16 protein-coding genes are annotated in these 20,120 nt (G+C 38.3%); 6 read left to right on the top strand and 10 right to left on the bottom strand.

Translation table 11 applies throughout. The annotated features are described in order from the left end of the window. Positions 1-97: 97 nt before the first annotated feature. From QUE72_RS13165 to QUE72_RS13155, 3 genes are read right to left on the bottom strand one after another with little or no spacing between them, the layout of a single operon-like run. Positions 98-3,166: an efflux RND transporter permease subunit gene (locus tag QUE72_RS13165; RefSeq protein ID WP_286269470.1), complete on the bottom strand. Its 3,069-nt coding sequence runs from the start codon at positions 3,164-3,166 to the stop codon at positions 98-100. Further along, positions 3,153-6,413, bottom strand: coding sequence for an efflux RND transporter permease subunit (locus QUE72_RS13160; RefSeq protein ID WP_286269468.1), 3,261 nt, complete (start codon positions 6,411-6,413; stop codon positions 3,153-3,155). Before QUE72_RS13160 ends, QUE72_RS13165 begins: the two co-directional genes overlap by 14 nt. Positions 6,414-6,437: 24 nt before the next feature. Continuing rightward, positions 6,438-7,556, bottom strand: coding sequence for an efflux RND transporter periplasmic adaptor subunit (locus QUE72_RS13155; RefSeq protein ID WP_286269466.1), 1,119 nt, complete (start codon positions 7,554-7,556; stop codon positions 6,438-6,440). A 264-nt stretch (positions 7,557-7,820) separates the two neighbouring features. Between QUE72_RS13155 and QUE72_RS13150 the strand changes: the two genes are divergently transcribed. Then, positions 7,821-8,579 carry a substrate-binding periplasmic protein gene (locus QUE72_RS13150; protein WP_286269465.1) on the top strand — a complete coding sequence of 253 codons (759 nt, stop codon included), beginning with the start codon at positions 7,821-7,823 and terminating at the stop codon, positions 8,577-8,579. Between the two features lie 8 nt (positions 8,580-8,587). Here QUE72_RS13150 and QUE72_RS13145 read toward each other — a convergent pair whose 3' ends face one another. From QUE72_RS13145 to QUE72_RS13130, 4 genes are all read right to left on the bottom strand, one after another. After that, positions 8,588-9,013: a DUF3010 family protein gene (locus QUE72_RS13145; protein WP_286269464.1), complete on the bottom strand. Its 426-nt coding sequence runs from the start codon at positions 9,011-9,013 to the stop codon at positions 8,588-8,590. Positions 9,014-9,173: 160 nt separating this feature from the next. Next, positions 9,174-10,271, bottom strand: coding sequence for an OmpA family protein (locus QUE72_RS13140; RefSeq protein ID WP_286269463.1), 1,098 nt, complete (start codon positions 10,269-10,271; stop codon positions 9,174-9,176). 276 nt (positions 10,272-10,547) lie between these two features. After that, a complete protein-coding gene (locus QUE72_RS13135; RefSeq protein WP_074499096.1) occupies positions 10,548-10,790 on the bottom strand; it encodes a hypothetical protein in 243 nt (80 codons plus the stop codon). Between the two features lie 142 nt (positions 10,791-10,932). Beyond that, the gene (locus QUE72_RS13130) at positions 10,933-11,412 is read right to left on the bottom strand and encodes a GNAT family N-acetyltransferase (RefSeq protein WP_286269462.1); all 480 of its coding nucleotides are present in this window, start codon (positions 11,410-11,412) and stop codon (positions 10,933-10,935) included. 269 nt (positions 11,413-11,681) lie between these two features. On the opposite strand from QUE72_RS13130, the gene QUE72_RS13125 reads away from it, so the two are divergent. Further along, complete coding sequence (locus QUE72_RS13125) at positions 11,682-13,202, top strand: dipeptidase (RefSeq protein WP_286269461.1); 1,521 nt, start codon at positions 11,682-11,684, stop codon at positions 13,200-13,202. A gap of 31 nt (positions 13,203-13,233) precedes the next feature. Here QUE72_RS13125 and QUE72_RS13120 read toward each other — a convergent pair whose 3' ends face one another. Further along, entirely contained in the window at positions 13,234-13,527 is a 294-nt protein-coding gene (locus QUE72_RS13120) for a hypothetical protein (RefSeq protein ID WP_074499099.1), read from the bottom strand. A 191-nt stretch (positions 13,528-13,718) separates the two neighbouring features. Between QUE72_RS13120 and QUE72_RS13115 the strand changes: the two genes are divergently transcribed. From QUE72_RS13115 to QUE72_RS13105, 3 genes are read left to right on the top strand one after another with little or no spacing between them, the layout of a single operon-like run. Further along, positions 13,719-14,444 carry an SDR family NAD(P)-dependent oxidoreductase gene (locus tag QUE72_RS13115; RefSeq protein ID WP_286272984.1) on the top strand — a complete coding sequence of 242 codons (726 nt, stop codon included), beginning with the start codon at positions 13,719-13,721 and terminating at the stop codon, positions 14,442-14,444. After that, complete coding sequence (locus QUE72_RS13110) at positions 14,422-15,306, top strand: amidohydrolase family protein (RefSeq protein ID WP_286269458.1); 885 nt, start codon at positions 14,422-14,424, stop codon at positions 15,304-15,306. Before QUE72_RS13115 ends, QUE72_RS13110 begins: the two co-directional genes overlap by 23 nt. A 33-nt stretch (positions 15,307-15,339) precedes the next feature. Continuing rightward, positions 15,340-15,798 carry an Lrp/AsnC family transcriptional regulator gene (locus QUE72_RS13105; protein WP_286269455.1) on the top strand — a complete coding sequence of 153 codons (459 nt, stop codon included), beginning with the start codon at positions 15,340-15,342 and terminating at the stop codon, positions 15,796-15,798. Positions 15,799-15,803: 5 nt separating this feature from the next. On the opposite strand, the gene QUE72_RS13100 is transcribed toward QUE72_RS13105, so the two are convergent. Continuing rightward, on the bottom strand, positions 15,804-16,982 hold the full coding sequence (locus QUE72_RS13100) for an SEL1-like repeat protein (RefSeq protein ID WP_286269453.1): 1,179 nt from the start codon (positions 16,980-16,982) through the stop codon (positions 15,804-15,806). After that, on the bottom strand, positions 16,979-17,500 hold the full coding sequence (locus QUE72_RS13095; RefSeq protein WP_286269452.1) for an alpha/beta hydrolase: 522 nt from the start codon (positions 17,498-17,500) through the stop codon (positions 16,979-16,981). Before QUE72_RS13095 ends, QUE72_RS13100 begins: the two co-directional genes overlap by 4 nt. A 435-nt stretch (positions 17,501-17,935) precedes the next feature. On the opposite strand from QUE72_RS13095, the gene QUE72_RS13090 reads away from it, so the two are divergent. Further along, positions 17,936-20,119 carry an OsmC domain/YcaO domain-containing protein gene (locus QUE72_RS13090; protein WP_286269451.1) on the top strand — a complete coding sequence of 728 codons (2,184 nt, stop codon included), beginning with the start codon at positions 17,936-17,938 and terminating at the stop codon, positions 20,117-20,119. Position 20,120: the final 1 nt, after the last annotated feature.

The raw sequence follows: 20,120 nt of genomic DNA, 5'->3' as shown, positions 1-20,120 counted from the left end.
CATTAAACCTGGAAACGGTGAAAATACTTTTAAACAAACTTTAATGGCTAAAATCGAACTAGTGCTAAGTTTAGTATAGTGACTTTTCTTATAACACTTAATTGATCTTAGCCAGTTTTTGATTGGCGTATGCTCTCGCTCTGGCTACTTTATTACTTGCTCCGTGGCCAAGACGATAAAGGATGTAATAGCAATAGGGAACAAAGGCTAAGCTGGTGATTGTTGAAAAAATTAAGCCGCCAATAATAGCAATGGCCATAGGCTTATAATCTAATACACCTGAATCTGCCGAGTTACTATCAAAAAGTACAGGCAGCATACCAATCACCGTTGTAGCAACTGTCATCAAAATCGGTCTTAAACGGGTTGAGCAGGCGTCAATAATCGCTTGTTGCAAGTGCTCAGCAGTGCCTTTATAGCGGTTAATCTGGTCAATAAGTACAATACCGTTGTTGACCACTATACCCATAAGCACTAGCATGCCGAGTAAGCCTGTTTCACCAAGGCCTATACCTAATATAGCAAAGGTCCAATATACGCCAACAAACCCCAAACCGATGGAGCTTAAAATGGCGATTGGTAATAATAGTGATTCGAATAAAGCGGCCATGATCATAAAAATCAAACAGAGTGCGATGATCATATTAAATACCATATCTTTCACTGACTCATCTTGTTCAGCAAACTTTGGTCCAAGCCCCCAAGAATAGCCTTTAGGTAGGGTAATAGCGCTCATCATTTCAGTTAATGATTCTGCGGCCTCTTTGTGGCTAACGTCTTCAATATTCATTTCTATTGATAGTTGAGTTTGACGATCCATGCGAGAAATAGTGCGTGGCGCAGGACGCGTTTCAATATCCACTAATTGTTGCAACGTTAATACGGCTCCGTTTGATTCCATTACTGGTAAGCGTTTAAAATCTTCCATTGGAATAGCATCTTTTTCAAAGTAACCCGCAACAATTTGTACTTCACCTTTGTCTATAGTGCGCATGGTTTTAAGATTGATGCCTCGAACTGCATTACCAATATTAAACGCAACGTCTTGTGTTGAAACCCCCAATTGCATTGCACGTTGACGATTAACGATAAGTTGCATTTCGTATACTTGACCCTCAGCACTATCTTTTACGTCTGAAAAGTGTGGATGAGCCTCGATAACGGGGATCAATTGTGTTGCTATGTCATTTAGTTTTGCGGTTGAACGTCCATGTAAATAAACACTTACCGCGGTGCGAGAGCCTTCAGCTCTTTGCAATGAGGCTTTTGCATAAGCCGACAACGGAAAGTTATTTTTAATATCATTTTTTATGTCATTAATAGGGCGAGGTAAGTTTTCTACAAACCTGATATGTGACCAAGCACCACGACTAAAAACACCTGAATAAAGCTTGTGTATGCCGAGTGATTGTTTATGCGTTAATAAGTAAGATTCAACTTGTTTAAGGTAATCAAGTTTTTTTTCTAAATCCGGCTCGCCCGTAAATTCATAAAATATTCGCAGTCTTTTTTCTGACTGTGCGTCACTAGAACTTTTATCAACAATACTCTTAGCTGCCATAACACTAAGGAACATGATTAAGAAAAATGCACCTACACGTTTAGGGTGTGTTAATCCCCAACGTAAAAACGCACGGTATTTTTGTTGTGCTGTGTCTGAGCCAGATTCGTTGTCGCTAGCATTGTTGGGTAGCACGCGATACATACAAAGGGGAATTAATGTTTTGGCGACTATTAATGACACTAATAAAGGAACACAAATCGATACTGCTATTTGTTGGAGCATTATCGTTAAAAAGTTGCTATCGCCCATTTGCAAGGGTAAAAAAATAACCACGGTAGTTAACGTGGCGCTTAAAATAGCGGTACTGACTTTATCAACACCTTCTATCACCGCTGATGCGCCTTGGTCACCCTGTGCGCGTTGTTGTAAAATACTTTCACAAACCACTACTGAGTTATCTATCAGTAGACCTATGGCTATAATAAGGCCTATTAGGGTTAACATATTTAAGCTAAAGCCCATAAAATAAATAACCGCCAGTGAAATACTGAGCGATACAGGCACGGCTAAAACAACAACACTGGTGAGTTTTAAATTACGTAAAAAGAACCATAACACCAAAAATGACAAGATAGCGCCTATTGCGCCTGCTTTTAATAAAGAAGCAATAGATACTTCAACGCTGTTGCCGTCATCGCGATCATAGTTAAGGGTAATATGTTGTAATCGCGGGTTTTGCATTGCATCATCAAGCACCGCTTTAATTTTATTTGATATTTCTACCACATTAGCATCAGATTCTCGGAAGATATCTAATCCAACAGCAGGTACACCATTTACACGGCGCTGCCACTCGCGCTCGGTTAGCGCGTATTCAACACTCGCAATATCTGATAATCGAATACGCTCGTTTATTCGTTGTGCACGAATATCTTCAATATTGCGGTATTGGCCTTGTGGAGTAACAGTATAACGATAATCGCTGGTGTGAACTTCACCGACAGACTTTAAAAAGTTTGCATCACGCAATACCTGTGTCACGGCTTGAATATCGACACGGTTCATCGCTAGCTTATCAGGATCAAGTTGGATCCAAATGCGTGGTTGTTGTAAGTATAATTCCACACGGCCAACACCTGAAATGCGCTCTAACGGTGTTTTGAGTTGATTTTCTAATAACTCGTAATCATGCGTGAGTGATTTCTCACTCAGCAAAGTGAGTTCTACCACTGGCATATCTTGCGTTGAAAACTTTCTTACGTTAATACGCTCTAGGTCTTCAGGTAATAAGTGCCTTACCATATCGACCTTTTCTCTCGCTTCTAATATTGCGCTGTTTAGATCAGTAGTAAACTTCATTTGAAGCGACAAATTTGCCCAACTAGCGGTGGTGCGAGAACGAATGGTATTTATGCCATTCATCGTTGACATCGCTTCTTCTAAAGGTTTGGTAATTAAACGTTCAATTTCTTCTGGCGTAGAGCCAGGATAAGATATTTGTACGTTAACTTGTGGTGCATTAACGGCGGGCCAGCTATCAAGCGGAATAAGTTTGCTGCTAATAAGGCCAGCAACAAACATAGAAACCATTAGCATAAAGCAGGTCACTGGCCGCTTTAGCGCCAGAGCGGTTAAATTTTTTTTAAGTTTACCTTGCTTCATGTTCAGCCTTGTTAACGCTAACGGTGTTAGCCATTTTTTCTCGATTAAACAGGCTATACAACACAGGGATCAACACCAGTGTTAAAAACGTGGCTATCAACAAGCCGCTCATAACAGTAATTGCGAGTGGGGCTCGTAATTCTGCACCTTCATCTGTTGCCATTGCCATGGGTAATAAACCTAAAACAGTCGTCATGGTTGTCATTATTATCGGTCGTAATCGCGAAGTTGCAGCGGCAAATATCGCGTCGAACATTGCCATTTCTTTTGAACGTAGTTGATTAATACGGTCAATTAACACGATGGCATTATTAACGACAATGCCACTAAGCATGATCAGACCAATGAAGGTAATAACACTTAAATTAGTACCGGTAATAAATAATCCGAATATCGCACCTAGCACAGCCAGTGGCACACTGATTAAGATAATGAATGGATTTAACAATGATTCAAATTGAGACGCCATTACCAAATACACTAAGAATACAGCAAGTAGTAATGCCATTATCAACGAAGAATAAGCTTCTTCCATTTGTTGGTTTTGGCCAATTACTTGGCTGTAAATATGCTCAGGTAAACCTAAAGCAGCGACTTCGCTACGCACAACTTGTGCTGCTGTAGATAAATCGCCATGGTTTACAGAGGCTGTAATAATAGCCACTCGCGCTTGGTCAAGGCGGTTTATTTCATTTGGTCCAATTGACTCGGTTACTCTTGCTACCGAAGATAAGGGGACACTTTGGCCATCTTGACCATGAACGATCATATCTCGTATTGCATTGACAGAATTGCGTGCATTGCGTTCAACTTGCACCATGATATCTACTTGACGATCATCTAGGTTATATTTGCTTGCAACATCACCACCAATTTTGGTTGCTAATATATCTGTAATGCCAGCTGCTGTTAATCCTAGGCGGCTGAGTCTTTGATGATCAAACTCAATTTTTAATTCAGGCTGTCCTTCACGTAGCGTTGTAGTGACGTCGGCAAAGCGATTTTGTTGCTGCAACGTCGCTAGTAATTTATCTGAGAAATATTTAAGTTCATTTAATTGATAGCCACTTAGTACGACAACCAGTGGGCGCTCTTGCTCAAACATTTTACTTTGGGTAAATTCTGCGTTGGTGTTTGCCATTGCAGCTAGTTGGGTTCTTAATTGTTCTTGAACTGCGGTCAATTGTTCAGGCGTTCGTGTTTTAACAACGAGTTGTCCCCAATGTGAACCACCGCGTGTAGCGCTACTCATCATTAAGCTGCCCGTGCCTGACATGCTATAAGTGTGAATGACACCTGTCATATCTACCACAGAACGCGCTAATAGGTTTAACTGCTGATCAGTTTTTTCAATGGGCGTACCTTGACGAAGGGTTAACTCTAAGGTGAGTTCGGTTTGCGCCACCTCAGGCATTAATTCCATGCCAACCTTCGGCAGTAAACTTGTCATAGCGATGGCAAAAATTAAACAAACAACGACAACAACCATACGCTGCTGCATAGCGGACTTCAGAATCTTTTCATAACTTTTAGCAAACAAGGTATAAACGCTATTAAAGGCGAGATAGGCAGGGCGCATAACCTTATTTGCACACCAGCTGAGTATTTTCGCTATCATCATAGCGATTCTGAGTAACCAACGGCCAATAAAGCAGGGGATTTTCACTAATACGAAGGTGAATGGCAATAAGAAATAGCCAAGCCATTTTTTACCGCCAGTTTTAACTTTGTCGTGGCTGCTTTCAGTATTTGCAATATGTCTTTCTTCTGGAATAGAAAACTGACGTGAAGCTAAGGTTGGTATAAAACTTAACGCGACTAATAACGATGCAAGTAAAGCAAATGTGACAGTCAGAGCTTGGTCACTAAATATTTCACCTGCAAACCCGGTAACAAAAGCTAATGGAGCAAAAACGGCGAGTGTTGTTAATGTAGATGCGGTCACTGCGCCCGACACTTCGTTTGTACCTTCAATGGCCGCTTGCTCTGTATTTTGGCCTTGCTCTTTTTTACGGTAGATATTTTCTAATACCACAATGGCGTTATCTACGAGTAAACCAATGGCTAAGGCAATACCACCTAACGACATAATATTGAGGCTAATGTCGTTGGCAAACATTAAATTAAATGTGGCAACAATTGAGATTGGAATAGCCAGCGCGATAATAAGGGTAGGGGTAAATTTACCTAAGAAAAGGTAGAGAACTAGGATAGCCAAAAGACCACCGATAATGGCTGTTTGCTTTACCTCGTCAATGGCTTTTTCAATAAATTCAGCTTGGTTTGATAAGAGTTTTAACTCTGTATTTTCAGGTAAGTTTTCTCGCAACTGTTGTATTTTGGCTTGTACCTTTTTGGCTACTGCCACAGTGTTGGCGTCACCTTCTTTATACAATGCCATTTCAATTGCTTCATTGCCATTAACACGAGTAATATCTTGACGGTCTTTTACACCATCTATTACCTTTGCAATATCTTTAAGATAGACTGTTTGTCCTTCTTCTTGTTTGATGATGACGTCGCCAATTTCTTCGATATTTGTGAATTGGTTTAGTGTGCGTGCTAGAAACTCTTGTTGACCGTCAAATACTCGGCCTGCTGATACATTAATGTTTTCACTTTTAATACGATTGCTAATTGTCTCTGCTGTTATGCCACGCATCATTGCTTGTTGTTGGTCAAGCAGCACTTGCACTTCTTGTTCAAGACCACCACTTAATTGCACAGCAGCTACACCATCAATGGGTTCTAAGGCTCGTTTTAGTTCTTGTTCGGCATACGTTCTTAGTGAACGTAATTGCGCATGTGTATCGGCATTACCAGAAATGCTTAGGCGTATAATAGGATCTAGTGAGGGGTTAAACCGTAAAATGACCGGCTTTCTCAATTCTACCGGTAACACCACCATATCGAGCTTTTCACGGAGTTCCATAATGGCGAGATCCATATTGGTTCCCCATTGGAATTCAATGATTAAATCAGATTGTCCCGGCTTTGAAATAGAGTGTAATTTGCGAATGCCGTTAACGACCCCAACTGATTCTTCAATAGGTTTTGATATCAGCTGTTCAATCTCAGCAGGAGCAGCCCCAGCATTTTCTGTTCTTACTGTCAGTGTGGGGTAGCTAAGATCTGGTAAAAGTGACACAACTAAGCGTGAAAACCCTACCATACCGAACAGCATTACAGCCAACACTAGCATAGTAATAGTGACTGGGCGCTTTACAGCAAGCCTAGCAATATTCATAAATAGTCCTTACTTAAGTGTTGCTTAAAGCTGCTGTGAGTTGTCGTTAGAATGTGCTAGCGCAGCACTTTTATCTTGATTCAATACATTTATAAGCGCATTGTCTTTTAAGCCGTGCTGACCAACCGTGATCACACCGTCATCACTTGCAAATGGCGTGATAACTTCAATCCAGCCATCTTGTGAATAGCCTAACTTAACGTTGAGCTTTTTAGCGCGGTTATCGTTTGCGGTAAACACTGTAGCGTTACCATCTTTTTTGATCACGGCACTTTCAGGGATCATGGTGACAGCTTGTTTACTATCAAGGAGTAAAGCCACACGAGCAAACATACCGGGTTTTAAAACCCCGCCTTGGTTATCGATGGTTAAGGTAACTTTAAATGTCCCTAGATTACTATCAACCAAAGGCGCGATACGCAGTACTTTTGCTTCTAATGATAATGACGGCTCAGCAGGAAAACTTAATTTAGCAATTTGACCTACTTTAACTTGGTTTAGCTCAGATTCGGGTAAATAAACAATACCTATTAGCGAGTTTAATGACACAATGTGGAACATATCGTTACCCACATTACTTAACATGTTATGCGCTTTTACAGAACGCTTAGCAACAACGCCGTCGATAGGGGAGACCACTTTAGTATCACGTAGTTTAATTTGAGCTAATGCTAGTTGGTTTTCTGTGGTTTGAACTCTAAACTTGAGCTTATCAAGATCTTTCGCTGAAATTAATTGTTCACCATCTATCGGTTGACTTCGTTTATATTCAGAATTAGCTGACATATAGTCAATTTTTGCACGCTCATAATCAAGTTTGTAACTTTGTGGGTCTATTTGAGCGAGTAAATCCCCGGCTTTTACTTTTTGACCTTCCTGTGCATGTATAGACTCAAGCATTCCTGTTACTTCATTAACAACTTTACTTTCTTGTTCTGCTTCTAAAATAGCCGTGGTTTGATAATACTTTGCGACATCCCCCACTTTGGAAAATGTGACTTCAACTGGTATTGCAAACTCTTGTTTTTCTTTATTATCTTTTTGTTCAGCTTGACTTAACTGACCTTCTTCGCCTGAACAGGCGGTTAGTGCTAATAAACTAAGTGTAAGAAGTATTTTATTATATGATTTTGGCAACGACATTGTATCTACTTTTAACGTTATTATAGTTTTCTGCGTATATGATATGTGATTATCAAGTTAAAACAAATTAATTCATTAAGTTATTTTTATTTATCTACTGACATTTTTGTCACTAATTTCTTTTTCTTTTAACTCTATGTAACTAACAAAATACCGTGCTTTAGCGTATTTAAAAGGAATTTTCTAGCGTTTTTTCTTGAACTTTTTTAAGTTTGGTGACATAAAGTCTTAATGATAAAAAGTTTTTGAGTGATAGGGGGAAGTATGCAAGCAACTGTAAAATGTTGGACTTTTTTATTTTGCTTATCTATCAGTCTTTTTGCTCAAGCAACTCATATTATTGCTGTAACTGAGCATTTACCGCCTTATCAGCAGTTAAAAAGTAACCATGATGTTTCAGGATTTTCAGTTGAGATTGTTAAAGCACTCGGGAAAAAAGTAGGAGATAACATAACGTTTGAAGTACTTCCTTGGAACCGTGCTTACCGCAAGGCACAAGAGCAAGAGAATGTATTAATTTTTTCGATGTATCGAATTCCCGTGAGAGATAAGTTGTTTAAATGGGTTGGGAAAATAGACGAAAACGTGCATTACTTTTATGCGTTAAGAGATCTAAAGAAAAATCATGTAACTGATATTGCTGATGCAAGAAAGAAAGTTATTGCAGTGACTGGTAATGCCTTTGAAGATAAACAATTAACTAAAAAAGGCTTTAAAAAGTTAGCGAGAGTTTCTAGCCCTGATAAAATGGTTAACTTATTGTTTAACAATCGAGTTGAATTACTTTTTGGTAGTGAAATAGCGATTACTAATTTAGCCTCACAAGCGGGGCGTTCACCGGGTGAACTTATACGGTTAATTACCATTGAAAACTGGGGGGATGGTTTATGGCTGGCCTTTAGTAATCAAACGCCCGATTCTACCGTATTAAAATATCAACGAGCATTTGAGCAGTTACAAAAAAGTGGTCAGATTGAAGCAATCAAAGCTAACCACTTTCATTTTGACTTTATTAAGCCTTGAATATGAACTTAGTTGCTTTCTAAATAAGCAAAAACGGTTTGAAAGGCTGTTTCTTGAAACTTCTTCAAACCAGTATCTCTAAAGTCGATTGGCACTGGTGATTTAGCAATGGTAGATTTGATCATCGTGGCGGATAAAATTTCTGCGTCAATGCCTTCAATTAATTGAATAGCAGCCTCTAATTTAAAACCAACAGCACCACCGGCAAATTTACCCTTAAGCGCACGGCCTTTAATAACAACTTTATCAATTTGGTAATCTTCCAGAAATTTTGCAAAAGTGAATTGAAATTTCTGTAAATCTTCAGTATTACCTGCATTATCGATGGTAATTCTTGGTACACGAACCTGAGGAATATCATACAAGCCCATTGATTTTGACATGACACAAATAACGGCATCATTGCCTTTAAGTTCTACACCACAAGCTTTCATTGAATGACCTATTGACTAAAATTTTTCACATTATAAAGGAATGAATGCTTAGTCAGTAGTAGTTTTTAGACTAAATTGAGTGATTGTTGAAGAGCAGGTATAAAAAAGGCTGGAAGTTATCCAGCCTGTATAATATTTATAAGATGCTTTAAGCTAACGGTTAGCGTTGAACGGGTACACGTTTGGTGCCCACAATTCGTGCTTCAATTCGTCTGTTTTTCGCATGAGCTGCAGCTGTGTTAGCAGTGTCGAGTAATTCACTTTCACCATGGCCTTCGGCAGTTAAGCGTGAACGATCAATGTTAAACTGTTCTGTTAGAATGTTTATGATTGCTTGAGCACGTTTTTGTGAAAGTTCCAGATTATATTTTTCATCACCAACAGCAGAAGTATGACCATTTATTGTGATGGATTCTTGTGGGTATTGTTTAAGAAACTTAGCTGCACGTTCTATTTCTGGGTAAGCTGCTGGTTTTACTTCATATTTATCGTGAGCAAAATGAACCGATAAATCCATCACTTTTTCGCGATCCATGAATATCGTACAACCAACAGAATTCACTTTATTGTTCAAAGGTGTATTCATGCATTTATCAACAGCATCAGGAACACCGTCTTTATCAGAGTCAGCAGGCAATGTTTCTTGTTGGGCTTTTGCTGGTTTTATCGGTTTAGCTGCTGGAGCTGCCGCAGGTGAGTCAATATCACCAAAATAATAAATAAAACCAATTTTACTGACAAAATCGAGATGATTGTCATCAATTTGATACATGCCTTGGCCTTCTAAGTAGAAAGCTGCATTGTTGCTGATGTAGTGGCGATAACCTGCACCTACACCTGGAGAAAGGTTTGAGTGATCAACATCTAGAAAGTTAGCACCTGCCACTATATAGAAGCTTTTTTGATAAGGAAAATAAAGTAAATCTAACGCTGTGTTTGTACCTGATGCAACATCAAATCTATCGTCTTCTGCGTCTAAATTTATGTAAGAGTATGATAGTCTAGCTTCAAAATCTTTGGTAATACGGTAACCTAATTCAAGGCCAGCACCTGCGCCATTGTCAAGAGATGTAGTTCCAAAACTAGGATTTGTGATTAGGCGATCATCATCTGTATTAATGAGAAGGCCGTGTGCACCTAAATAATTTTTACCTACAAGCTCTTCTGCGTTTGGTTGTTCAGTAGCGAGTGCATAAGAAGTGGTAAGAGAAGTTAAGGCTATAGTCACGCCTAAAGTTGCGAGCGATAAAGTGCGCATGTAGTCATCCTTAATTAATTGTATGAATATTTAACGTTTTATACCAATTCGCATAAATATTCGGTCATTCAGCGTTTAAACTCGCCCTTTGGGAGCGTGTTAGAGGCGCGATAATTGCGCAAAACGTGTTTGATGTAGAACAACTATACCTGCACACGTTTCGCTTATTCTCCCACCTCTGACATCGCTCTGAACTGACTTAATCTTTATGCAAATTGGTATTATACGTTAATGCGCGGTAATTTTAACGCATCTACACTGAGTTTTCACCACAGATTAAATATTTTCTCTTTTTAACTTAATGATTAAATCAATATGGGGAATTAACTCCTCAATTTCAGCAATGTGATCTCGTAATGACTCCCATTGATATAACTCTAGTTTTCCTGAGTCTAGAATTGCTTGTTTAAGTTCGCTAACAAGTGAGTTTTCATCTTGTTGTTCAATGAATTCATTAATCCTAAGTAAATTATCAAGATCTTGTTGGCTGATAATTTCAAGTTCATTTTCCTTTGCCATAACTCGTACCTATAATTATGAGACTATGTTAAGTATAGGAGCTGATGAGCTTTTTGATGTATTCATTGAAAATTTTGATTAAATAACCCGAGCTAAGGTTAAATAAACAGTTGAACTAAGCCAACTGTTTATAGGGAGATTATTACGATTGGGCAAAGTTCGAGAGAGTTTCACCTGCCATACGGTATCCAACCCACTCAGGTTGCGGTTCTGCACCTAATGACTCATAAAATTCACGAGAGGGAGTATTCCAATCTAAACAACTCCATTCGAATCGGCCGCATTTGTTGTTCATTGCTGTTTTTGCGAGATGTTTCAGTAAAGCAATGCCTGCACCTTTTCCTCTATACTGAGGGGAAACATATAAATCCTCCAAATAAAGCCCTGGTTTTGCTAGCCACGTTGAATAATTATAAAAATATACTGCAAAGCCAATGGCATCACCGTTTAATTCGCAAATTAATCCGTGTACCCCAGAATTTTCACTAAACATGCTTGATTCAATCGTTGCTACTGTTGCAAGAACTTCACTTTCAGCTTTTTCATAAATAGCAAGTTCGCGAATAAAGTGTAAAAGGGTTGGTGCATCTTCAATAACGGCTGGCCTTATTGCTAATGACATATGTACTCCTAAGGGTATAAATTTTTGATGATATTAAAACATGATAAATGTCAGTTATATATAATACAGTGTATTTGTAGCGACAGAAAACTGTATGGGTGTTTTTTCTTTATTGTAGTTGTTTTAAAGCTGAACAATTACGTAAAATAGTTGTCTATTTTTTGTTATAACAACTTGATTAACTTTTAGTTTGTTTAAACTCTTTTTTAATTCTCGTTGAGTGCCCCCAGTTTTTAATAAAAGTAACTTTATACTTTTTGGAGAATATTTTGAATCTTACGAAATTTAATCAATTCGTTAAGGTAGGAGTCATTTGCAGCCTACCTTTGTTTTCACTACCTAGCCAAGCACTTAAAGTGAGTAATATTGCTCAGCAAACTGCTGAGTATGCCGTAAATACTTATTCACAAGCTATGATAGATAGCTTAGCAAAATTAGTACAACATAATACTGTTGCGGCAAAAGGCATTCCTTCTGATAAAAACCCAACGCATATTGCGTTTAAAAAAGAGCTTCAACAGCAAGCTCTTGCGCTTGGTTTAGATTATCAAGATGATGGTTATATTGTCATCATAGGTTTAGGTAACAGCAAAGAGAGAGTGGGCATTATTACCCATGGTGATATTCAACCAGCAAACCCTGATAAGTGGGCAAAGTCTCCTTTTGAATTAGACACAACGAGTGAACCAGGAAAGTTAATTGGGCGAGGAACTGAAGATGATAAAGGGCCTATCGCAACAGCGCTGTATGCGATGAAAGCTATTCAGGATAAAGGGATCCCTTTAAATAAACGCCTTGAGCTTTATGTTTATATGGCTGAAGAGTCTGATTGGCAGCCGTTAATAGACTATGTCAAAACTCATGAGTTGCCGCAGACTAATATTACTATTGATGCCGAATACCCAGTAGTGACTGCCGAAAAAGGTTACGGCACATTAAAAATAGCCTTTAAAAAGCTGAATAAACAAACATTTGATACGTATATCAAGCACTTTGAGGGCGGATATTTTGGCTCTCAAATACCGGAAGATGCCAAAGCTGTGATTGACAATGCTGATATTAATCTTTTAGAAAAATTAATGAAGAAAGCCCAATCTTATCAGGGCGTTAATTTTGACTTTACCTTAAAAGATAACCAATTAACTATTACTGCTCTAGGAAAGTCAGCGCACTCTTCTAAGCCACAAGAGGGAGTCAATGCTATTCCTTATTTAGCGGATTTACTAGCTGATCATCGCTGGCCAAATAATGGACCAGGTACTTTAGTAAACTTCATTAATGATAATGTCGGCTTAGGATTAGAAGGTAAAAAGTTTGGTGAAATTGCTTATCATGATGACTTTATGGGGCCGATGACAGTTTCACCAACAGTCATAAAACAGCATAATGATAGTCTTGAACTAAACATTAATATACGTCGACCTGAAGGTAAGACAGCTACACAACTCAGGGCTGAGATTACCCAAGCTATTGCCAGTTGGAAGTTACAGTACCTTGCTGAACTTACTGAGTTAGACCATCAAATTGGTGATCCGTTTGTACAATCAGACGCACCTCACATTGATACGTTATTATCTGTATTTAGTCACTTTACCGGGATCAATAATGCACAGCCGATATCTATAGGTGGTGGCACTAATTCTCGTTTATTTCCTGGCGCAGTAGCATTTGGACCATCTATGCCGGGTGAAAAATATACCGGTCACTCTGAGCATGAGTTTATCACGAAAAAACAGTTTGATTTGAATTTGAAAATGTATACTGCGGCGATGGTTGAATTAGCAAAGTAATACGCACTAGGTTCTGTTAACGCTAGTAATTTTACCTTTCATCTTCTAGGCACTTGGCGATAAAGGGAACTTCACTTTTCGCCATAAATGCTTCTAGTACCGCAATGTTTAACCAAAACATGGCGAATGCAAAGAGAAAGCTAAAATTAATGAAGATAATCACCGCGGGAAGTATTGCAAGGATTAGAATAACAGCATACCTACCATAAAAATCAGTGCTTTTTTCTTCATTGAATAAAACGATTGCATGATGAATACGCCGAAATCTTTCAGAAGCGCTTAATTGGCGCAATAACGGATGGTTCCACAAAAAAATATAGTGCATGTATTTATTCCTTTAAAAACGACACATCCTAAGATCCTCAATATCTTTAACACTAGCAACTTTATTTTAACTTATCAATACACTTGATTAATTAGAAAAAAGCATCAATCGTTTATGTTTATAGAGTTTCGTAAGCTGGTACTACATACTGGTTATGCGTATTATGTGGTAAAAATTAACGGCAAGTACTAATAATGAAAACATGTATTGTAACTGGCGGAAGTTCAGGTATCGGGCTGAGTATTGCCCAGTCTTTTATGGCAAAAGGTTATCGAGTGTGTAACTTAGATATTAACGACGGTGGAGTAGGAGAGTTTTTTCATTGTGATGTTACTGATCATCAATCTGTACATCAGACAATCGAGTTGATTGCAGAGTCATCAAGCATTGATGTGCTGGTGTCTAATGCTGGAGTTCATTTTTCAGCGACTATCGAAGATACTTCGCCGTATGAGTTACAACGTATATTCGATATCAATGTAAAAGGCGCTTACTCAGCAATACAAGCAGTATTGCCTGTAATGAAAGCGCAAAAACAAGGTGCTATTATTTTAATCTCTTCTGATCAAGCTATTATTGCAAAGCGAAATTCTTTTGCCTATAACTTGAGCAAATCTGCACTTGCATCTATGGCAAAAACAACTGCTTTAGATTACGCGCAGTATAATATAAGAGCTAATGCCGTATGCCCAGGCACTATCGAAACATCTTTATATCATAATGCTATTAACGCTTATTGTGAACGTTCAGGGGCAGATAAGTCGGAAGTGCATCAAGAGGAGGCAAGCTTACAACCGTTAAATCGCTTAGGGCAGCCTGAGGAAGTTGCGGCCTTAGTAACCTTTTTAGCGTCGGATGAAGCTAGCTTTATCACGGGGAGTTTGCAAGTGATCGATGGCGGTTACACCGCACAATAATATGATACAAATTATTGATCCACATTTACACTTGTTTGATATAACGCAGGGTGACTATTATTGGTTAAAGCCTGAAAACCCACCGTTTTGGGCTGATAAACCTATCATTCATCGAACGTTTACCTGTGAAAATATCGAATTACAGCCACCATTATCTCTTTGTGGTTTTGTACACATTGAAGCTGGATTTGATAATAAGCAACCGATTAAAGAAGTCGAATACCTAGAGCAAGCGGTAAGTATGCCTTTTACTGCAATAGCATATGCAAACATTACCGATGAGCCTGCCGTTTTCAAGGCAGCGATAACCGCTTTAATGCAGTATCAGCATGTTGTGGGTATTCGGTATATTCTCGATAATAACGCACTTGATATTCTATCAAATGCTAATGTCAGTCAGAATTTTTCATTACTTGCTGAAAAGTCACTTATTTTTGATTGCCAAATGCCATTAGCAAATACAAAAGCCGTATCGTTGTTGTGTACGTTATTATCGCAAACGCCAGCGTTAAAGGTGGTGATTAATCATCTAGGTTCACTGACTAAAGCCGACCAAAACAATATTAGCAATAAATGGTATCAAGGGCTTTTAGCATTATCGGCTTTTCCTACGGTGGCAATAAAGTGCTCTGGCTGGGAAATGGTATCCAGAAACTATACTCGTCAATGGCTAAGAGGCATGGTTCTAACCTGTGTTGAAGTGTTTGGTGAGCATCGCGTTATGCTGGCGAGTAATTTTCCGTTGTGTTTATTTTCAATGAATTACCAAGACTATTGGCAACAGGTTATTGATGTAATTCCAAACTCACTACAGCAAAGTTTGTGCTATAAAAATGCAAAAACATGGTATAACGTAGAATAAAATTCCTGTGTTGCGTTTATACGCGTTATATTTATGGATAAATTTGATAAAAAAATTCTAGAAATTCTTCAACAAGACTGCACATTATCGGTCAGTGATGTGGCAGAAAAAGTGGGCTTGTCTACAACCCCTTGCTGGCGACGTATTCAAACGTTGGAAAAAAAAGGCATAATAAAAGGGCGAGTTGCCTTGGCGGAACCTGAGAAACTCAATGTAGGTTTAACGGTTTTCGTGATGATAAAAACAAACCAACACAACCCACAGTGGTTAGCTGCCTTTGGTAAAATAGCTAAAGAGTTTCCAGAAATCATTGAGTTCTATCGAATGAGTGGTGAAGTAGACTATTTGTTAAGAGTTGTTGTTTCCGATATGAAAGCATATGACAGCTTCTATAAAAAACTCATTGATAGAGCAAGCTTTGCAGATATTAGCTCAAGTTTTGCGATGGAAGAAATTAAGTATACTACAGCATTACCTGTTGATTATGTTTAGCGAAGTTAATCGTTAAAGGTAATGCTGTAATGGCGTTTGTCTGCTTCATGCCTTAAATGATGCGCCTGTTCTAAATAATGAAAGGTGTAGTTTTTTTGGCTGGTGATTGCTTGTTTAAGTGTTAATGTGTTGATATTAAGATCAGAAAACATGTCAATGTAAATCAATCGATGTAACATGTTTATTGCGCGTTCTGCTTGCGCTTTTTTAAAACTTACAGAGACACTTATCACTTGCTCTGTTTTAGATTTGTGCACACTAAATATTAAATTGTGTTTTGTCGCAACATCGAAGTAAACACTGTCATCAAAAGCGTGTTTTAATCGTTCACTGAGTAAATGTTCCCGCTCAAATTGTGCTTGTAAGGTTAAAATATCTTGCAGGTAGGGATTGTTTGCATATTTTCCGATAAGTGCTTTGTGTGATAATGCGGCCACACACTGTAAATCTTTATAAGCACAATAGGCAAAATGGTATCGTGCTTGAGCATAATTTTCCGTTTGATTTACATGATAAACACCTAGGTTGTAGTTAATATCGGCATCAAAGGGAAATAGCTCGTACGACTTTTGCCAATACATTGCACCTAGCTTTTTATTCGAAACCACTTGCCCTGAGCCATTATAATAAATAGTGCCAAGGTTTAAATAAAGTAACGCTGTAGCGAACTCTTTTGAACGAGATAAACAGTGTAGATAGGTTTTTTCTGCCTTTCTAAAGTCAGCTTGTTGCTCCCACATCACGCCTAAGTTATTACATGAATCTGGATATTCAACGTCAATGCCTTTATTAAAATAATAGGCAGCTTTAGAGGTAATACCTTGCACTTGATAAGTTTGTGCAAGCAAATTGAATAAATAACCATGATCAAATTTATTTAAGGTATCAGGTTGGTTTGCTGCATAGAGTAATAATTGCTGCGCAAGCTTCTGGTTCGATTCTTTTGCATTGTTATTTGCTCCCTTTTGTTCTTCGAACCATAAATAGCTTCCAAGAGTCAGTGCTTGTTTAGCTATTGAATAATCATCAAATAATTGGTTTTCTAATGCTGTCCCTACCAGGTTAAAGTGTTCCAGAGCTTGATGCCATTGCGCTTTATCAAAGTGATTTTCATGTTCAGCAAAAGCGACTGATGTACTCAGTAATAAGCTAAGCAATGAGGCGATAAGTGTTGAACGAATCATGTATTTACCTTGTATTCAAATTGAGTTTTTGTGTTCAATATAAAAGATTCAAATAGCATAATAACCTGTTCCATAGAAGAAGTTAGGCGATGATCGCCCTCAATTAGGTGCAAAGCACATTGGGTCTGTTGACCATATTTAATGGAATGTTCAACAGGTATAACATCGTCAGACCAACCATGAATAATTTCAATATTGCTGACAAGAGGAGCATATGTTTGATGTTGGTAATTAGGCATAAATAGCGCTGGCGCTAATAAAAATAGCCCTAGCGGTTTGTTGGTTTGCGCGGCTACGAGTGAAACATAGCCGCCCATGCTTGAACCAACCAACACATAAGGTTGTGTTTCTTTTGCTAAGTAATCATTGAGCTTTTTTACCCGTTCATCGGGATTCACAATGTTACGGTAATCTACGCTATCAACTTGAAAACCTGAGGCTATGCCTGTATCAGCAAGTGTGGTAATTTTACTGCCCCATGGCCCGCTTTCTTTACCGTGTGAGAATATAATTTTCATGGTGACCTCAGAGTTAAACTCCTAGCTGAATTTGTCTGGTTTAATAATATTGCGGGTAACGGTTATTTTGATCCCGTTGATTTAAATATAACCAGTAAACTTGGTTGTATGACTCAGGCGGTTTGCTATTGATAAATAAATTTGGGTTCATATTGGTAATACTACGAGAAATGATTTCCCATATTGTCTGCTAAATAGGTGGCTCACATTAAACGCTAGGTTTATGTTTTAGCAAGTATTATTTCTTTTTATCTCTACAAAATTAGACAATATTGATGTGTAAATGAATGAAAAGCGTGATGATACAAGGCTGTTTTATCATGGAAGATACCTTTATGGCTTCGTCATGAAAATCTTTCGAAAAAGTCCAAGACTATTGGCTTTAAAACAACGATAATATTGGCATATACATTTGTTGCCGGTTTTGGATTTTTCATGGAAATTAACGTTAACTTTTTGGATAACTTGCGTGTTGAAGCGAAGTTTGATGATTTTTCAGTAATTACTGATCAACCTATTCGCTATAAAGGAGATGGTTCAGCGCCTAGTCCATTTGATTACTTTTTAGCATCTTCAGCATTATGTGCAGCTTATTTTATTAAGGTTTATTGTAAGTCTCGTGATATTTCTACTGATGGTATTCGGTTATCTCAAAATAATATCGTTGATCCAGAAGATCGCTATAACCAGACGTTTCAAATTCAAGTAGAAATACCAGAAGCTATTTCTGAAAAAGATCGCAAAGGCATATTGCGTTCAGTTGAGCGCTGTACCGTAAAAAAAGTCATACAAACCGGGCCAACCTTTGATGTTAAAGCGGTCGATAATTTAGCGCAAGACGCGCAAGCGATGTTGACTGATTTCTCAAATAAAGGAGAAACAACCTTTATCGAAGGCAAAGATCTTCCGTTAGAAAAAACCATTGAGAACATGACACAAAAGCTTGCTAGTTTAGGCATGAAAATTGAAGTGGCATCATGGCGAAATATTGTGCCACATGTGTGGTCTTTGCATATTCGTGATGCGGCGTCACCAATGTGTTTTACCAATGGTAAAGGCGCGACTAAAGAAAGTGCATTATGCTCAGCACTAGGAGAATTTATTGAGCGTTTAAGTTGTAACTTTTTCTATAACGATCAATTTTTGGGTGAAGACATTGCCAATAGTGATTTTGTTCACTATCCATGCGAGCAGTGGTTTCAACCGGGCGAAAATGATGAACTGCCAAATGACATTTTAGATGAATATTGCCTAGACATTTATAACCCTGACGGTGAATTACGTGGCTCTCACTTAATTGATACTAATTCAGGTAATGTAGCGCGAGGGATTTGTTCAATTCCCTATGTACGCCAATCAGATGGTGAAACTGTGTATTTTCCCTCTAACTTGATTGAGAACTTATTCTTAAGTAATGGTATGAGCGCAGGAAATAATCTGCAAGAGGCGAAAGTGCAGTGTTTATCGGAAATATTTGAACGGGCGGTTAAACGTCAGATCATTGAACAAGAAATTGTGTTACCTGATGTTCCACAAGCGGTTATCGAAAAATATCCTAGTATACATGAAGGTATTCAAGCATTAGAAGCCCAAGGCTTTCCTATTGTGGTTAAAGATGCCTCGCTTGGTGGGCAATTTCCAGTGATGTGCGTTACCTTGATGAACCCTAAAACGGGTGGCGTATTTGCTTCTTTTGGTGCTCACCCAAGTTTTGAAGTTGCCCTTGAACGTAGTTTAACTGAATTGTTGCAAGGTCGAAGCTTTGAAGGCTTAAATGACGTACAACGACCAACATTTAATAGTATGGCAGTTGCCGAACCTGAAAATTTTGTGGAACATTTTATTGATTCATCTGGGGTTATTTCTTGGCGCTTTTTTAGTGAAAAGCATGACTATGAGTTTGTTGAATGGGACTTTTCAGGAACCAATGACGAAGAGTGTAATACGCTTTTCGGCATATTAGCAACAATGGGCAAAGAAGTTTACGTTGCTGAGTTTACTGAAATAGGTGAGGCTTGCCGTATTTTAGTACCTGATTATTCTGAAGTGTATCCAGTTGAAGATTTGATTTGGGACAACACCAATAAAGCGTTGCAATATCGTGAAGATATTTTAAATATTCATCGTTTATCTGATGATGAACTTGCCGCTTTAGTCACACGGTTAGAAGACAGCCAGCTTGATAATTATATCGATATAATCACGTTAATAGGTATTGAATTTGATGAAAATACCGTCTGGGGACAGTTAACCATTCTTGAACTTAAGATACTTATTTACCTTGCGTTAGGCGCGTTAGAAGAAGCACAAGAGTTAGTTGGTGAGTTCCTCCAGTTTAATGATAATACGGTAGAACGTGGTTTATTTTATCAAGCAATGGCAGCAACGCTTGAAGTGGCAATCAATGAAGATCTTGATATAGATGATTACTTAACAAGCTTTACCCGTATGTTCAGCCAAGAGGTGATGGACAATGTGATTGGTTCTATTAATGGCGACGTAACCTTTTATGGCTTAACGCCTACTAATATGCAACTTGAGGGTTTAGATAAACATTTACGACTAATTGACAGTTATAAAAAACTCCATCAAGCAAGAGCTAATAGCGTGATTGGTTAGC

The organism is Thalassotalea hakodatensis, from assembly GCF_030295995.1.
Classification (GTDB): domain Bacteria; phylum Pseudomonadota; class Gammaproteobacteria; order Enterobacterales; family Alteromonadaceae; genus Thalassotalea_C; species Thalassotalea_C hakodatensis.
Note: the sequence above shows the minus strand (reverse complement) of the source record. Positions and strands in the feature narration are given on the sequence as shown.

Bases quoted from the DNA above. Each gene is read 5' to 3' on its own strand.
- QUE72_RS13165 (WP_286269470.1), bottom strand. From the start codon at position 3,166: ATGAAGCAAGGTAAACTTAAAAAAAATTTAACCGCTCTGGCGCTAAAG.
- QUE72_RS13160 (WP_286269468.1), bottom strand. From the start codon at position 6,413: ATGAATATTGCTAGGCTTGCTGTAAAGCGCCCAGTCACTATTACTATG.
- QUE72_RS13155 (WP_286269466.1), bottom strand. From the start codon at position 7,556: ATGTCGTTGCCAAAATCATATAATAAAATACTTCTTACACTTAGTTTA.
- QUE72_RS13150 (WP_286269465.1), top strand. From the start codon at position 7,821: ATGCAAGCAACTGTAAAATGTTGGACTTTTTTATTTTGCTTATCTATC.
- QUE72_RS13145 (WP_286269464.1), bottom strand. From the start codon at position 9,013: ATGAAAGCTTGTGGTGTAGAACTTAAAGGCAATGATGCCGTTATTTGT.
- QUE72_RS13140 (WP_286269463.1), bottom strand. From the start codon at position 10,271: ATGCGCACTTTATCGCTCGCAACTTTAGGCGTGACTATAGCCTTAACT.
- QUE72_RS13135 (WP_074499096.1), bottom strand. From the start codon at position 10,790: ATGGCAAAGGAAAATGAACTTGAAATTATCAGCCAACAAGATCTTGAT.
- QUE72_RS13130 (WP_286269462.1), bottom strand. From the start codon at position 11,412: ATGTCATTAGCAATAAGGCCAGCCGTTATTGAAGATGCACCAACCCTT.
- QUE72_RS13120 (WP_074499099.1), bottom strand. From the start codon at position 13,527: ATGCACTATATTTTTTTGTGGAACCATCCGTTATTGCGCCAATTAAGC.
- QUE72_RS13110 (WP_286269458.1), top strand. From the start codon at position 14,422: ATGGCGGTTACACCGCACAATAATATGATACAAATTATTGATCCACAT.
- QUE72_RS13105 (WP_286269455.1), top strand. From the start codon at position 15,340: ATGGATAAATTTGATAAAAAAATTCTAGAAATTCTTCAACAAGACTGC.
- QUE72_RS13100 (WP_286269453.1), bottom strand. From the start codon at position 16,982: ATGATTCGTTCAACACTTATCGCCTCATTGCTTAGCTTATTACTGAGT.
- QUE72_RS13095 (WP_286269452.1), bottom strand. From the start codon at position 17,500: ATGAAAATTATATTCTCACACGGTAAAGAAAGCGGGCCATGGGGCAGT.
- QUE72_RS13090 (WP_286269451.1), top strand. From the start codon at position 17,936: ATGGAAATTAACGTTAACTTTTTGGATAACTTGCGTGTTGAAGCGAAG.